At 65.8% G+C, this 15373-nt stretch carries 16 protein-coding genes; 7 read left to right on the top strand and 9 right to left on the bottom strand.

The genetic code is table 11. From position 1 onward, the window contains the following. Nucleotides 1-77: 77 nt before the first annotated feature. Nucleotides 78-260, bottom strand: a complete 183-nt coding sequence (locus L879_RS0112820) for a YdcH family protein (RefSeq protein WP_027316452.1) — start codon at nt 258-260, stop codon at nt 78-80. A gap of 188 nt (nt 261-448) precedes the next feature. Between L879_RS0112820 and L879_RS0112815 the strand changes: the two genes are divergently transcribed. The 6 genes from L879_RS0112815 (at nt 449) to L879_RS21600 (ending at nt 4435) form a co-directional block, all read left to right on the top strand. After that, nucleotides 449-649, top strand: a complete 201-nt coding sequence (locus L879_RS0112815; protein ID WP_027316451.1) for a YdcH family protein — start codon at nt 449-451, stop codon at nt 647-649. Nucleotides 650-722: 73 nt separating this feature from the next. Continuing rightward, nucleotides 723-1214, top strand: a complete 492-nt coding sequence (gene purE / locus L879_RS0112810) for a 5-(carboxyamino)imidazole ribonucleotide mutase (RefSeq protein ID WP_027316450.1) — start codon at nt 723-725, stop codon at nt 1212-1214. 4 nt (nt 1215-1218) lie between these two features. Beyond that, on the top strand, nt 1219-2298 hold the full coding sequence (locus L879_RS0112805) for a 5-(carboxyamino)imidazole ribonucleotide synthase (RefSeq protein ID WP_027316449.1): 1080 nt from the start codon (nt 1219-1221) through the stop codon (nt 2296-2298). A 168-nt stretch (nt 2299-2466) separates the two neighbouring features. Continuing rightward, complete coding sequence (rpsU, locus tag L879_RS0112800; RefSeq protein ID WP_027316448.1) at nt 2467-2697, top strand: 30S ribosomal protein S21; 231 nt, start codon at nt 2467-2469, stop codon at nt 2695-2697. Between the two features lie 233 nt (nt 2698-2930). Next, nucleotides 2931-3791 (top strand): tetratricopeptide repeat protein, encoded by an 861-nt coding sequence (locus L879_RS0112795; protein WP_084020992.1) that lies wholly within the window; start codon nt 2931-2933, stop codon nt 3789-3791. Nucleotides 3792-3811: 20 nt separating this feature from the next. Continuing rightward, nucleotides 3812-4435 (top strand): nucleotidyltransferase family protein, encoded by a 624-nt coding sequence (locus L879_RS21600; protein WP_084020990.1) that lies wholly within the window; start codon nt 3812-3814, stop codon nt 4433-4435. Here L879_RS21600 and L879_RS22865 read toward each other — a convergent pair. From L879_RS22865 to L879_RS0112750, 8 genes are all read right to left on the bottom strand, one after another. Further along, complete coding sequence (locus L879_RS22865; RefSeq protein WP_051435290.1) at nt 4405-4884, bottom strand: GNAT family N-acetyltransferase; 480 nt, start codon at nt 4882-4884, stop codon at nt 4405-4407. The two genes, L879_RS21600 and L879_RS22865, sit on opposite strands and share 31 nt — an antisense overlap. 158 nt (nt 4885-5042) lie before the next feature. Continuing rightward, nucleotides 5043-6440 (bottom strand): NAD(P)(+) transhydrogenase (Re/Si-specific) subunit beta, encoded by a 1398-nt coding sequence (locus tag L879_RS0112780; protein ID WP_027316446.1) that lies wholly within the window; start codon nt 6438-6440, stop codon nt 5043-5045. A 4-nt stretch (nt 6441-6444) separates the two neighbouring features. Next, complete coding sequence (locus tag L879_RS0112775; RefSeq protein WP_027316445.1) at nt 6445-6894, bottom strand: proton-translocating transhydrogenase family protein; 450 nt, start codon at nt 6892-6894, stop codon at nt 6445-6447. A gap of 18 nt (nt 6895-6912) precedes the next feature. Then, nucleotides 6913-8049, bottom strand: coding sequence for a Re/Si-specific NAD(P)(+) transhydrogenase subunit alpha (locus L879_RS0112770; protein WP_027316444.1), 1137 nt, complete (start codon nt 8047-8049; stop codon nt 6913-6915). Nucleotides 8050-8120: 71 nt separating this feature from the next. Continuing rightward, nucleotides 8121-8414 carry an aa3-type cytochrome c oxidase subunit IV gene (locus tag L879_RS0112765; RefSeq protein ID WP_027316443.1) on the bottom strand — a complete coding sequence of 98 codons (294 nt, stop codon included), beginning with the start codon at nt 8412-8414 and terminating at the stop codon, nt 8121-8123. Nucleotides 8415-8524: 110 nt separating this feature from the next. Next, a complete protein-coding gene (locus tag L879_RS0112760; RefSeq protein WP_027316442.1) occupies nt 8525-9742 on the bottom strand; it encodes a glycosyltransferase in 1218 nt (405 codons plus the stop codon). A 171-nt stretch (nt 9743-9913) separates the two neighbouring features. Further along, nucleotides 9914-11281: an ABC1 kinase family protein gene (locus L879_RS0112755; RefSeq protein WP_027316441.1), complete on the bottom strand. Its 1368-nt coding sequence runs from the start codon at nt 11279-11281 to the stop codon at nt 9914-9916. Beyond that, entirely contained in the window at nt 11281-13101 is a 1821-nt protein-coding gene (locus L879_RS0112750; RefSeq protein ID WP_154664208.1) for a M3 family oligoendopeptidase, read from the bottom strand. Before L879_RS0112750 ends, L879_RS0112755 begins: the two co-directional genes overlap by 1 nt. Before the next feature lie 446 nt (nt 13102-13547). Here L879_RS0112750 and L879_RS0112740 point away from each other — a divergent pair, with 446 nt between their 5' ends. Beyond that, the gene (locus L879_RS0112740; RefSeq protein WP_027316438.1) at nt 13548-15290 is read left to right on the top strand and encodes a L,D-transpeptidase family protein; all 1743 of its coding nucleotides are present in this window, start codon (nt 13548-13550) and stop codon (nt 15288-15290) included. The last annotated feature ends 83 nt before the right edge of the window (nt 15291-15373 follow it).

Raw genomic sequence — 15373 nt, 5'->3', positions numbered from 1 at the left:
CGCGCCTCATGAAAAAGCCGCCGCTCCCGAAAAGGAAGCGACGGCTTCTGAAGGGGGATTGTCGAGGAAGATTACGGCTAGTGCACCGCCTGTTCGGAGCCTCTCAGGCGTGCGATCTCGTCCTTGAGCTGAAGCTTCCTTCGCTTGAGTTCTGCCAACTTGATGTCATCTGCCGACGGTCTGTTGAGGTTTTCCTGGATCTCGCGCTCGAGGGCCCGATGCTTGCGTTCCAGTTCCGACAGGTGATTCTGCAGCGGCATGTCAGTTCCTCCTATGTGTCTACTGACCAGGGGATTGTGCCCGACAGAGTGTGGCGAGTCGAAGGCAAAATTTAAAAGAATCGAGGGGTCAAAGGGCCCTGCCGATCTTGCTCTCCACCGCCCCGGGGGGCATACTTCCGCCCCTCTCGGCCAGGCGTCCCGACGGCCTGGCATCCTGGGTATCTTCAATGACCGACTTGTCTGAACTGGAAGCGGAATTGTCCCGTCTCAAGCAGGAACACCGCGATCTCGACATGGCGATCGACGCCCTGGAGAGCATGGTCGCCGGCGACCAGCTGCAGGTCCAGCGCCTGAAGAAGCGCAAGCTCGCCCTCAAGGACCAGATCATCCGGCTCGAGGATCAGCTGACCCCCGACATCATTGCCTGAACGGCCTTGCCTGCGGGGGAAGCCTTCGTTATTCCCGCATCCATCTTGAGGCCCTTAAAGCCGGAGCCAAGCCATGGCGGGAATCCCCATTGCCATCATCATGGGCAGCCAGTCCGACTGGGCGACCATGCGCCATGCCGCCGAGACCCTCGAGGCCCTTGGCATCGCCTATGACGCCCGCATCGTTTCCGCCCACCGCACGCCGGACCGGCTCTATGCCTTCGCCAAGAGCGCGAAGGCGGAAGGGTTCCAGGTGATCATCGCGGGAGCGGGCGGAGCGGCCCACCTCCCCGGCATGACCGCCGCTATGACGCCCCTGCCCGTCTTCGGCGTGCCGGTGGAGTCCAAGGCCCTGTCGGGCGAGGACAGCCTGCTCTCCATCGTGCAGATGCCCGCCGGCATTCCCGTCGGGACCCTGGCCATCGGCCGGGCCGGCGCCGTGAACGCGGCCCTGCTCGCCGCCGCCGTGCTGGCCCTGCACGATCCCGCCCTCAGCGAGCGCCTCGACGCATGGCGCAAGCGCCAGAGCGACAGCGTGGCCGAGCGGCCCTCGAACGAAGGCTGAGCCCATGATCCGTCCCGGCTGCACCCTCGGTATTCTCGGCGGCGGCCAGCTCGGGCGCATGATCGCCATGGCGGCCGCGCAGCTCGGCCTGAGAACCCACATCTATGCGCCGGAAGAGAACAGCCCGGCTTTCGAGGTGGCGTCCGAGGTCACCATCGCCCCCTACGAGGACGAGGCGAACCTGGTGCGCTTCGCCAAGGCCGTGGACGTGGTGACCTATGAATTCGAGAACGTACCGAGCGAGACCGCCTCGACCCTGAGCGCCCATGCCCTGCTCGCGCCCAATGCCCAGGCGCTCGCCGTGTCCCAGGACCGCTTCCTGGAAAAGAGCTTCATCGCCGGCCTCGGCATCGATGTCGCCCCCTTCGCGACCTTCGCCGACGAGGCCGAGCTCGTTGCGGCCCTCGACAGGATCGGCCGCCCGGCCGTGCTCAAGACCCGGCGCTTCGGCTATGACGGCAAGGGGCAGGTCATGCTCCGGGCCGGGAGCGATCCCGTCGCCGCCTGGGCCGAGATCGGCCGCAGCCCCTCCATTATCGAAGGCTTCGTGCCCTTCGAGCGCGAGGTCTCCGTGGTCGCGGCCCGCACCGCGTCCGGCGCCTTCGCGGCCTATGACCTCTGCGCCAACGAGCACAGCCACCACATCCTGGACACCACCCGCGTCCCCGCCGGCGTCTCGCGCGCAACCGAGGAACAGGCCGTCCGCATCGCCCGCTCCATCGCCGAGGCCCTGGATTACGTGGGCGTGCTGGCGGTCGAGATGTTCCTGGTGACGGAGGGCGGCCGCGAGCGGCTCGTGGTGAACGAGATCGCGCCGCGGGTGCACAATTCCGGCCATTGGACCCTGGGGGGAGCCGTGACCTCCCAGTTCGAGCAGCACGTGAGGGCGGTCTGCGGCTGGCCCCTGGGCGCCACCGCCCGCCTGGGCCGGATCGAGATGAAGAACCTGATCGGCCATGACGCCGATGCCTGGGAGGAGATCCTCGCCGAGCCGGGCGCGCATCTGCACCTCTACGGCAAGGCGGAGGCCCGCCCGGGCCGCAAGATGGGGCATGTGACCCGGGTTTTTCCGGAACGGGATTGAACCTTTCCCGGCCCCCGGGGTTATTCCTCTGGCGCGGCGCTTTTCTTGAGGGGCAACCCTGGACAGGCAAGGCTTCTTCTGGTATCGACGCCCGCTAGATAGAGGTGCGCTTGACGCGCCTCCTTTGTTTTTTATCACAATCGAAACGGTTCAAAACGAGGAATTCGCGTGCAGGTTCTTGTCCGGGATAACAACGTCGATCAGGCGCTCCGCGCTCTCAAGAAGAAGATGCAGCGTGAGGGTATCTTCCGCGAAATGAAACTTCGCGGCCACTACGAGAAGCCGTCTGAGAAGAAGGCCCGCGAGAAGGCTGAGGCCGTCCGCCGCGCTCGTAAGCTGATCCGCAAGCGCATGCAGCGCGAAGGCCTGCTGCCTTCGAAGCCGCGCACCACCCGCTAAGCTCTTCGCGCTCAAGCCTTTCAGAAGGCTGGCCGATCGGTTGTGAACCAGCGCCCGTCGCGAAAGCGAGGGCGCTGTTTGCATATGGGGATTCCTCATCCTCTGCCTGCCCGGCCGGCCGCCCTGGAGTTTCGATCCCGGCATGCCTTTTTGATGCCTTGTTTCACGGCTGTTAAGGTTTTCCCGCCAGAGTGCCGCCTCCTGGTACCGCGTTCAAGAAGCTGGAGACGAAGGTGTCCGCCCCATCGATTCGCCGTTTTGCCCCCCTGAGCCTGACCCTAGTCGCCCTCGGCCTTGCCGCCTGCGGCACGACCGGCAGCGGTCCCGCCCAGCGCATCGCCGTGGTGGAAGAGGACACGCAGGGCACGAGCACGGTCAACATCGCCTCCCTGTCGGACGTGATCCAGCGTAACCCGAACGATCCGGGCGCCTACAATACCCGCGGCGCGGCTTACGCCCGCGTGGGCAACTACAGCAGCGCCATGGCCGACTTCAGCAAGGCGGTCCAGCTCGATCCGAACTATGCCCCGGCCTATACCAACCGGGCCCTCGCCCTCCGGCAGACGAACCGCAACGACCAGGCGCTCGCCGACTTCACCCGCGCCATCCAGGCCGATCCCAATTACGGCCCGGCCTATATCGGCCGCGCCAACCTGTACCGCTCGCAGAACCAGTTCCAGGAGGCCCTCAGCGACCTCAACATGGCGACCCGCCTCCTGCCCGAATCGGCCGAGGCCCTCCATGCCCGTGGCCTGCTCTACCAGCGCCAGGGCATGCACCAGCAGGCGATCCTGGACTTCGACGCCACCATCGACCGCAACCCCTTCGTCGGCGCGCCCTATGCCGCCCGCGGCCAGAGCTACCTCGCGACGAACCAGTTCGACAAGGCCATCGAGGATTTCAACGCCGCCCTCAATGTCGATGCCAGGGATGCCAATTCCTGGGCCTGGCGCGGCGTGGCCTACGAGCGCAAGGGCGACCGCCAGCAGGCGATCGAGAGCTATCAGCGCGCGCTCGCCATCGACAACGGCAACAGCATCGCCCGCCAGGGCAACTCCCGGCTCCAGGGCGGCGTGGCGGGTCTCTTCGGCTGACCGCCGAGAAGGGCGGCGGCATGAACCCCGTCCCTCCCCTGCGGACGCTATCCGATATCGAACGGCTTCTCGAAGCGCATGCGGACCTGCATGCGCTTCTTGTCTATGTGGAGAGCCTCGGGCTCCCCGATGGCTGGATCGGCGCCGGCTTCATCCGCAACAGCGTCTGGGACGTGCTGCACGGGCGCACCATTGACGTGAGGCGTCTTGCCGATGTCGATGTGATCTTCTTCGACCCCGGAGATACGCGAAAGCAGCGAGAGGCCGACATCGAGCGGCAGCTTCTTGCCCTTTCGCCAGGCATTCCCTGGTCTGCGAAGAACCAGGCGCGCATGCATCGTCGCAACGGCGACGCGCCCTACCGCGGCACCGCCGACGCCATCGCGCATTGGGCGGAGACCGCCACAGCCATCGCCGCGCGTGCCGTAGGCGGCAGGGTCGAGGTCATGGCGCCTCACGGGATCGGCGATCTCCTGAACCTGATCGTCAGGCCGACGCCCGCTTTCAAACACAAGATGGATGTTTATCGCGAGCGGGTGCGAAGCAAGGATTGGCCATCCCGCTGGCCGGGACTGACGCTGATCATGTCCTGGGAAGAGGCCTATCCGGCCTCTCAGACTTCCTTGGCCAGGATCGACACATAGGGCTCGAACCCGAAGGCGCGGTAGGTGCGCTCGGCCCGTTCGTTCGCCACGAGAGCGCCGATGACGAGCCGCTTGTGGCCCGCTTCCTTGGTCAGGCGCTCGGCTTCGTTCAGAAGCGTCCGGCCGATGCCCTGGCCGCGCCACTCGCCATGCACGATAAGGTCCGTCACCGTGCCGTGGTTGCGGACCTCGTCCGTCACATAGGCCGCATCCTGATCGAGGGAGAAGCCCATCGCGCCGACGATGACGCCACCGGCCTCGGCCAGGACGATGCGGCCGTTGCGCCGGGACAGGCGCTGCATCAGCTCGTCGTAATACGCGCTCGCCGCCTCGTAGTCGCGCCGCCGGTCGCCGACGAGATCGGCCTCGAAGACGTTGAGCTGGTGGATCAGCTCGATGACGGCTTCCCGGTCGGCGGGAAGGGCGGCGCGGAGGGTGATGGACGGCATGCGCGTTTCCGGATCAATGGGACGGTTTCTTAAACCAGCTTTTTCTCGATCCGTCATTCCATCTCGCAGCATCGCCGGTTCTGTCCCGGCCATGATGTGGAAGCACCAAAGAAAATGCCCGGCGCGAGGCCGGGCATGAACACTCGGCTGAAGCCGGATCAGAGATTCTTCAGGATCTCGTCGACGACCTTCTTGGCGTCGCCGAAGAGCATCATGGTGTTGTCGCGGAAGAACAGCTCGTTCTCCACGCCGGCATAGCCGGAGCCCATGCCGCGCTTGATGAAGAGCACGGTCTTGGCCTTCTCCACGTCGAGGATCGGCATGCCGAAGATCGGCGAGGACGGATCGGTCTTGGCCGCCGGGTTCGTCACGTCGTTGGCGCCGATGACGAAGGCCACGTCGGCCTGGGCGAACTCGCCGTTGATGTCCTCGAGCTCGAACACCTCGTCGTAAGGAACGTTGGCTTCCGCGAGCAGTACGTTCATGTGGCCGGGCATGCGCCCCGCGACCGGGTGGATGGCGTATTTCACCTCGACGCCTTCCTCCTTCAGCTTGTCCGCCATCTCGCGCAGGGCATGCTGCGCCTGGGCCACCGCCATGCCGTAGCCGGGCACGATGATGACCTTGGCGGCGTTCTTCATGATGAAGGCCGCGTCGTCCGCCGAGCCCTGCTTCACGGGCCGGGTTTCCACCGCGCCGCCCGCAGCGGCGGCCGTCTCGCCGCCGAACCCGCCGAGGATCACGGAGATGAAGGAGCGGTTCATGCCCTTGCACATGATGTAGGACAGGATCGCGCCCGAGGACCCCACCAGCGCGCCGGTGATGATGAGCGCGAGGTTGCCGAGCGTGAAGCCGATGCCCGCCGCCGCCCATCCGGAATAGGAGTTGAGCATCGACACCACCACCGGCATGTCCGCGCCGCCGATAGGGATGATGAGCGTGACGCCGAGCACGAAGGAGACCAGAACGATCATCCAGAAGACCGCGTGGCTCTCCGTGCGGATGAAGATGACGAGCAGGGTCAGCAGCAGCGCGCCGAGGGCGATGTTGATGACGTGGCGGCCCGGCAGCAGGATCGGCTTGCCGGACATGCGCCCGTCGAGCTTCAGGAAGGCGATGACGGAGCCCGTGAAGGTGATCGCGCCGATGGCCACGCCCAGCGCCATCTCGAACAGCGAGCCGCCATGGATCGTGCCCACGGCACCGATGCCGAAAGCCTGCGGCGCATAGAGCGCGCCAGCCGCCACGAGAACCGCCGCAAGGCCGACGAGCGAGTGGAAGGCCGCCACCAGCTGAGGCATGGCCGTCATGGGCACGCGCTTGGCGATCACGGCGCCGATGACGCCGCCGATCACGAGGCCCCAGAAGGTGAGGAACCAGCCGCCGAAGCCGGTGGGCGGGGACACGAACAGGGTCGTGAGGATCGCGATCCCCATGCCGATCATGCCGTAGAGATTACCCTTCCGGGATGTGGTGGGGTGCGACAGGCCACGGAGCGCCAGGATGAACAGGACGCCCGAGACGAGATAAAGGATCGAGGCTAGATTGGCCGACATCGCCTCACCCCTTCTTGCGGTACATGGCGAGCATGCGCTGGGTCACCAGGAAGCCGCCGAAGATGTTGATGGCCGCCAGGATGAGGCCGATGAAGCCGAGCGCCCGCGCCCAGATCGGCCCGTCGCCGAGGCCGGGCGCCACGTTGACGCCGACCGCGAGCAGCGCGCCCACCACGATCACGGACGAGATCGCGTTGGTCACCGACATGAGCGGCGTGTGCAGGGCGGGCGTCACGGACCAGACCACGTAGTAGCCGACGAAGATCGCCAGCACGAAGATGGCGAGGCGGAACACGGTGGGGTCCACCGCGCCATGGGTCACGACGGCAGCTGCGGTGCCGACCGTCTCGGCCATCTGATCGGCAATGGACTGGGCCGTCTCGGCGGCGCGCCGGGCGGCCTCCGCCGCCGCGCGGGCCTGTTCGACAGCCTGTTCGGGCGTGAGGGTTGCCATGATGTCCTCCCCTTGGGATTAAGCGGCGGGCTGGAAGGTGGTGTGGACGATGGCACCGTCGCGGGTCAGACAGGTGGCCTTGACCAGCTCGTCGTCCCACTTCACGGCCAGGGCCTTGGTCTCTTTGTTCACCAGCGTCTCGACGAAGGCATAGAGGTTCTTCGCGTAGAGGCTGGAGGCCGTGGCGGCGAGACGCCCGGGCACGTTGAGGTGGCCCACGATCTTCACCCCGTTATGCTCCACCACCTGCCCCGGCTGGGCCAGCTCGCAATTGCCGCCGCGCTCGACCGCGAGATCGACGATGACGGAGCCGGGCTTCATGGATTCCACCATCTCCCGGCTCACCAGCTTCGGCGCCGGGCGACCGGGGATGAGGGCCGTGGTGATGACGATGTCCTGCTTGGCGATGTGGGATGCGACAAGGGCGGCCTGCTTGGCCTTGTACTCGGCGGACATTTCCTTGGCATAGCCGCCCGCCGTCTCGGCCTGCTTGAACTCCTCGTCCTCCACCGCGACGAACTTCGCGCCGAGGCTCTCCACCTGCTCCTTGGCGGCGGGGCGCACGTCGGTGGCGGTGACCACGGCGCCGAGGCGGCGGGCCGTGGCGATGGCTTGGAGACCCGCGACGCCCGCGCCCATGACGAAGACGCGCGCGGCCGGAACGGTGCCGGCCGCCGTCATCATCATCGGCATGGCGCGGCCATATTCGGCGGTGGCGTCGACGACGGCGCGGTAGCCTGCGAGATTCGCCTGGGAGGAGAGAACGTCCATCACCTGGGCGCGGGTGATGCGGGGCATCAGCTCCATGGCGAAGGCGGAAACCTGGGCCGCGGCAAGCGCCTTGAGCGCCGCGTCCTGTCCATATGGATCCAGGATGCCGATGAGGAGGGCGCCGGGCTTGGCGCCCTTCAGCTCGCCCTCCGCCGGGCGGCGGACCCGCAGGATGACGTCGGCATCCTTCAGGGCGTCCTTGGCGGTCTTGGCGATGGAAGCGCCCGCCGCCTCGAATTCGGCATCGGAAATGCCGGCCTTGAGGCCGGCCCCGGCCTGGACGACCACGTCCGCGCCGAGGTTTTTGTATTTCTTGACCGTTTCAGGGGTGGCGGAAACGCGGGTTTCCGCTCCATCGGTTTCGGAGAGAACGGAAATCCGCATGGCGACCCCCCTGTCACTTGGTCAATGGCTTGAAAAGCAAGCTCTTTATCGTTGCGGAAAAGCTCCCGGGCTCAGTAGAGAACGAGCGCCAGCAGAAGAAGGATACCGACGGCAGCCGGAGCGCGCACGCCGATGGAGGGAGCCACGGCCCCGACGCCACCCGCCACGAGCGAGAGGATGACGCCGAAAACGGCCGTTATCCAGGCATGCTTGATGCCGCCCACGGCCAGCGCCAGCATGAAGCAGATGACGACGGCGGTTCCGATCTCGGCGAATTGGACAAATCCGCGATAGGTCGCCTCATGAGCGCGGCCGTCCATCTCCGGACTATAGCCCCCATGCGGCGCATGTTTTGTATCGGCCATGATTCAAAGCCCTGTTCAGCGTCACGTGTTAATGGCTGCGTTTAACCCATGCGGTGAGGAGCCGCAATCTTTCGAATGGGTTCCGGCGACAACTTTATGCACGGTCCGTCCTATTTGATCCCCAGGAACTCGCGCCACTGGGGCAGGCAGACGGTTTCGTAATCGTATTTCGCCACGGCGATCCGGCGCGCCTCGGCCGCCATGGCCGCGGACTTCTCCTTCTCGGCCAGGGTTTCGCGCACCCGCTCCGCCAGAGCCTTCTCGTCGAAGAAGGGGAAGAGGCGGCCGTTGACCCCGTCCTGGATGATCTCGCGCACCGGCTCCGTGTCGGAGGCCACGATCCGGCATTCGAGCGCCATGGACTCGATGGAGGACCAGGACAGCACGAAGGGATAAGTCATGTAGATGTGGGCCGAGGAGACCTGAAGCACCTTCACGAACTGCTCGTAGGGCAGGTTGCCGACGAAATGCACCCGCGACCAGTCGACCGGCCGCTCGATCTTCGACTTGAACACATCGAACCAGGACTGGCCGTTCGGGGCGGAGCCCGAATAGCTGGTGCCCTTGCCGCCGATGATGACGACCCGCAGCTCGGGGTCGATGTCGAGCAGGTAGGGCAGGCTCTTGAAGACGATATGCGCGCCCCGCATCGGCTCGATGTTGCGGGTCACGTAGGTGACGACGGGCTTGTTGCGGGTGAGCTGCGGCCCGTCCTTGCCGAGCCGGATCTTCATGTCCGGGTCGGGAACGAGCCTTCGGGTGTCGATGCCGTCATGGATGATGGCGAGCCGGTCCCGCAGATAGGTCGGGAACGTGTCGCGCTGGTAGCGTGTCGGCGCGACGGCCAGATCGGCGGCGTCCAGGGCGCCGAGCTGCATGGAGTTCTTCACCCGCAGGCGCCAGATCACCTCCTCGTTGGTGACCTGGTACTCGGGATCGAAGTCGAGATCCTGGCCCTTGGCGTGATAGTAATACTCGAAATAGGCCACATGACGGGCCTTGGGCCAGACGTCCTTCAGGAACAGGTTCTCGCCCCATCCGGTATTGACCACCACCACGTCCGGCTCGAAGCCCTGGTTGGCCAGCTCACGGGCCTTGTGGGCCACGCCATAGGCCCGCCGCAGGCGCGGAATGACCGGGGAATAGCGGTTCTGGTAAGGCGCGTCATCCGGGCCGGGGACCGCGTCGTAAGAGAAGTACTTCACGCCCGGGATGGAGCATTCCTTGACCATCCCGAGGCCCACGACCTCATGCCCCTCGGCCGCGAAGCTGCGGGCCAGACGCAGGAACTGGCCCGGAAAGTTCTGGTGGACGAAAGCGATCTTCATCGGCTGCCCCTTTTGCATCGGCCCCGGGGCGAAACCGCTCCCTGGCGTGATCCGGTGCTTTTTGTCTTACTGAGCGCACCGTCCGGCGAGGAAAAACGGGATCCCCCTGTTCCGAGAATGCGCTAACGCACCGTAAGCCTCTAAGGCCGGATCGCAAAAGTTGCAACCTCATTACATCGGACGTGGTAAACCGGAAGCTTCCAGGGCCTCGGCCTGCCGCCGATCGAGGGTTTCCAGGGAGAATCGCTCGATCTCGTTCTCGAAGAGCCGGTGGTAGTTCAGCTCGGCCCTGAGGTGCAGGAACACCGCCCCCAGGCCGACCGCCGCGCGATCCATGAAGACGAACTCGCGCGGGACGGTGACGGGCCCCTTCTCCTTCAGGGCCCTGTGCACCTCGAAAGCCTGCCGGCGGCCGTATTCCCCGGGCTTGACCCCGTCCGCCACGGTGCGGACCCGGTCGTCCAGCAGCGGAGCGTAGATGAAGCGGGCCCAGATGTTGAGGATGTCGATCAGCTCGTTCGACAGGCTCTTGAAGCCCCAGGTCTCGTAGGCATGCACGATGCGGGCGCGGTCACCCGTCTGCAGCCCGCGATAGAGATCGACCACGCCGCCGACGAACCGGGGATGGAAGATGCGGATGCAGCCGTAATCGAGGAGGTTGATGCCCCTCGCCTCCCCGCCCTCGGAGAAGACCGTGTAGTTGCCCAGGTGAGGATCGCCGTGGATCACGGCCGCATGGCTGAAGGGGTGCCACCACGCCTTGAACATGGCGACCGCCAGCCGGTTGCGGATCTCGACCGGGGCCTCCGTGAAGGTCAGGATCTTCTCGCCTTCCAGCCATTGCAGGGAGAGGAGCCGCTTGGTGGACAGGTCCGGATGGACCCGCGGCACGCGGACCTCCTCCACGTCGGCCAACGTCCGGGCATAGAGCGCCGCATGCTTTGCCTCGCGCTCGTAGTCGAGCTCCTCGCGCACCCGCTCGCCGATCTCCTTCGCGATTTCCCGGGTGTCGATGGCAGGGTCCATGCGGCGGTGGAGCGCGAAGACCCATTCGAGCTGCTTCAGGTCCGCCTCCACGGCGGATTGCATGTCGGGATATTGCAGCTTGCAGGCCAGCGCCTCCCCATCCTTCGTAGTCGCCCGGTGGACCTGGCCGAGCGAGGCCGCTGCGGAGGGGTTGAGCTCGAAGGAGCCGAACCGGCTCTGCCATTGCGGCCCCAGCTCCGCCTGCATCCGGCGCTTCACGAAGGCCGCCCCCATGGGCGGCGCCTCGCTCTGGAGCTTCTGCAGCTCGGCGGCGTATTCCGGCGGGATGAGATCGGGGATGGTGGCGAGCAGCTGCGCCACCTTCATGATCGGCCCCTTCAGCCCGCCCAGGGCCTGGGCCAAAACCGCCGCGTTGGAGGCGTCGCGATCGTCGCCTCCGAAGAGGCGCGATCCGGCCATGCGGGCCGCCACGCCTCCCATATTGGCGCCGACGCGCGCGTAACGGGCGGCGCGCGCCGAAAAGCGGTTCGCTTCGCGATCGGACTCGGACATCAGGCGGCCTCCATGGCCTCCAGCTCGCCGATCATCCGCTCGATCATCGACAGGCCGATCTGCCAGAACGACGGATCGCCGGCATTGAGCCCGAAGGGGGCGAGCAACTCCGAATAGTGCTTGGTGCCGCCCGCCGAGAGAAGCGCGAAATAGCGGTCAACGAAGCCCTCGTTGGAGCGCTCGTAGACGCCGTAGAGCGAGTTCACGAGGCAATCGCCGAAAGCGTAGGCGTAAACGTAGAAGGGTGAATGGATGAAGTGGGGAATGTAGGTCCAGAAGGTCTCGTAGCCCGCTCCGAGGCGGATCGCCGGGCCGAGGGATTCGTCCTGCACGGACATCCAGAGCTCGCACAGCTTGTCGGACGTCAGCTCTCCGTTGCGCCGTTCCACATGCACCTTGCGTTCGAAAGAGTAGAACGCGATCTGGCGCACGACCGTGTTGAGCATGTCCTCGACCTTCGACGCCAGCATCGCCTTGCGCTGCACGGGATCCGTGGTCTGGTCGAGGAGGCGGCGGAAGGTGAGCATCTCGCCGAAAACGGACGCCGTCTCGGCCAGCGTCAGGGGCGTGGGCGCCATGAGCGCACCGTTGGGACCGGCCATGACCTGATGCACGCCATGGCCGAGCTCGTGGGCAAGCGTCATCACGTCCCGCGGCTTGCCCTGGTAGTTCAGGAGCACATAGGGATGCGCCGAGGGCACGGTCGGATGGGCGAAGGCGCCGGGCGCCTTGCCGGGCCGGGTGGGCGCGTCGATCCAGCCCTCGTCGAAGAAGCGGCGGGCGATGTCGGCCATGCGCGGCGAGAAGGCGGAATAGGCGGAGAGCACCGTGTCCTTCGCCTCGTTCCAGGGAATGGTGCGCTGCTCGACCTTCGGCAGAGGCGCGTTGCGGTCCCAATGGTCGAGCTTGTCCTTGCCGAACCACTTGGCCTTCAGGGCGTAGTAGCGGTGGGACAGGCGCGGATAGGCCGCGCGGACGGCGGAGACCATCGCTTCCACCACGTCACGCTCGACCCGGTTCGCCAGATGGCGGGAATCGGCCACGTCCTCGAAGCCGCGCCAGCGGTCGGAGATTTCCTTGTCCTTGGCGAGCGTGTTGGTGATGAGCGTGAAGGTGCGCAGATTCGCCTGGAAGGTCTTGGCCAGCGCGTCGGAAGCGTCCTTGCGCACGCTCTCGTCCGGATCCAGCAGTTTGTTGAGCGTCGGCTCGATGGGCAGCTCCTCGCCGCGCACGGTGAAGCGCAAGGAAGCGATGGTCTCGTCGAACAGGCGGTTCCAGGCGGAGCGGCCGGTCACGGACTTCTCGTGGAAGAGCTGCTCGATCCTGTCGTCGAGCTGATAAGGCTTGTCCTTGCGCAGGTCTTCGATCCACGGCCTGTAATGCGCGAGCGGCTGCGTGCTCATGGCCCTGTCGAGCACCGCATCGTCGATACGGTTCAGCTCGAGGCCGAAGAAGAGGAGTTCGGTCGAGGCCGCCGTCAGGCGCTCCTGCGTGTCGCCGTAGAACTTGGCGCGCACCGGATCGGTGGTGTCGCCGGAATAGATCAGGCCCGCATAGGACATGAGCCGGCCGAGGAGATCCTCCAGCGCCTCGTAACGCTTCACGGCAGCGCCGAGCGTTTCGGAGGCCCCTTCACCCTGCGCCATGGCATCGAGCTTACCGCGATAGGATTCGGCGAAGGCCTTGCACGCGGCTTCGGCCTTCGCGAGGTCGCTCCTGAACGCCTCGCTCTCCATGCCGGGATAGAGATGGGACAGGTTCCACTCCGGCAGCGCACCGAGTTCGGCCTGCGCCGCGCCGGAGGACGAGGGGTGGAGCAAGGGGGTGGCTTTCTGGGAGGTCACGGATGCGGGCCTGTTCGGAAACGGGTTGGAAAGGGTCAGCACACATATTGGCCGCCGCGCCCTCGGGATCAACCCGTCGCGCGCGACCCGCCTCCGTCAGGACCCGCCCAACCGCCTCCGTCCCGTAAAGCCGCTCAACGATCCGAACGCTTTACCGTTCATTAACGATGCGGACGAAATGTCGAGCCCCGCCGGGAGGGAAGCCTCCTTCGCTATCGGGGACTCGAGATCCGCGATGTCGCACCAACGCGGCATCGGGTGTCCGACCTTTTACGGAAAATTGAAGGAACTTGGTCTAGCCAATGAAGCCGCGCGTCGTTTCGCGCGTTAAGCGTAACAGACGTGTGCCTGCACACCGACGGAATTCATTCGATGGAGGATGGATGAAATCCTCCCATTTTATTGCGACGAGGAGCATGGTCATGCGTGGATTGCGCAAGACAGCCATTTGGCTCGGACTGATCGGTTCCGTCTCCCTGCTGTCCCTCTCCGCCCTCGCGCAGACCGTCGCCGTCGAAGCGCCCGCCGAACCGTCCTTCCACGACATCGCCGTTGCGCCCTCCCCGGCGCAGCCGGGCGCAGCCTCCCTCGCCATTCCGCTCCCCGAACCGGCGCCCATCTCCATCGGCGCTGCCGATCTCAAGCCCGTCGCGGTCGACATCCCCCTACCCGACGCCGCGCCCGTGACGGCGCTCATGCAGGACGATATCGTCCGCATGGGCATGGAAGCCTTTTTCGAGGACGACGCGGCCATGCGCGAGCTGCGCGTGAGCCGCAAGGACCGCGAGGCCCTGTCCGCCTATTACGCGCAGGCCGAGCGTCCGCTGGTCTGGGCGCGGGACGGTGCCTGGACGCCTGCGGCCCGCGCCGCGATGGAGCGGCTGAAGGCAGCGGACGAAGATGGCCTCGATCCCACCGATTACGCCTTCCCCGAGGCGGGCCTGCGCAAGGAGGCAAGCCCGGCCCAGTGGGCGCGGGCCGATGTGAAGCTCTCGCTTTCCGTGATCCGCTATGCCCGGGATGCGCGCGGAGCCCGCATCGACCTTCCCCGCCTGTCGCCGCTCGTGACGCCGAAGCTCGCGATCCCGGATGCGAAGGACGTGCTGGATACGGTTGCTTCGGCGAAGGATGCCGATGCCGCGCTCGCCGGCTTCAATCCGCCCCACGAGGGGTACAGGGCCCTGAAGGCGCAGCTCGTCAAGTTGCGGGAGAGCCATCCCTCCCAGCCGAGCGTGCACCTGCCCAAGGGGCCGGTCCTGCGCGTGGGCATGAAGGACCCGCGCGTTCCGCTGATTCGCGCGCGGTTCAATCTCGCCCGGGACACGGACAGCCAAACGGTCTACGACGAGCGCGTCGCCTCGGCGGTGGCAGCGTTCCAGAAGGAGCGCGGATTGCCCGACACAGGCGTCCTGAACGCCCAGACTGTGGCAGCGCTCTCAGGACCGTCCCTGCTCCAGCAGGAATCCGAGATCATCGCCAACATGGAACGCTGGCGCTGGCTTCCAGCCGATCTGGGCGCGCGGCACATCATGGTGAACGTGCCGGAGTTCCGCCTGAAGCTCGTGGAGAACGGCGCCGTGGTTCACGAAACCCGCGTCATCGTGGGCAAGGCGCAGTCCCAGACGCCGATCTTCTCCGAAGACATGAAGTACCTGGTGGTGAACCCGTCCTGGACGATCCCGCCCTCCATCATGAAGAAGGAGATTCTCCCCGCCCTCGCGAGCGATCCCGATTATGCCGCGCGCAAAGGCTACAAGATCATCCGCAACGGCAACCGGATCTCGGTGCAGCAGCCACCGGGGGAGCGCAACGCGCTGGGCTTCGTGAAGTTCATGTTCCCCAACCGGCACGCGGTCTATCTGCACGACACGCCGAACCGCAATCTCTTCTCCGCCAGCAAACGCGCCTTCAGCCATGGCTGCGTGCGCGTCGACAAGCCCTTCGCCCTCGCGGAGGAAATCATGGGCAAGGACGGCAAATGGACCGAGGAGAAGCTGCGGGGCCTCATCGGCAAAGGCGAGCGCACCGTCCATCTCACCGATCCCCTGCCCGTGCACCTGACCTATTTCACGCTCGCCATCGACGGGCAGGGAAGAATGCAGCGCTTCGAGGATGTCTACGGCCTCGACCGCAAGGTCCGCGCGGCCCTGAATCTGGCGGAATAAACGTTTCCGCCACGCCGCATTTCGAACGGGTTTCTTTCCCGCATTTAACGGGAAGGTAACTTTCTTCGGCAAAGATCCCTTCA

Origin of the sequence: Microvirga flocculans ATCC BAA-817, assembly GCF_000518665.1 — a bacterium.
Lineage (GTDB): Bacteria > Pseudomonadota > Alphaproteobacteria > Rhizobiales > Beijerinckiaceae > Microvirga > Microvirga flocculans.
The sequence above is the reverse complement of the archived record's forward strand: the minus strand, read 5'-3'. Positions and strand labels throughout refer to the sequence as shown.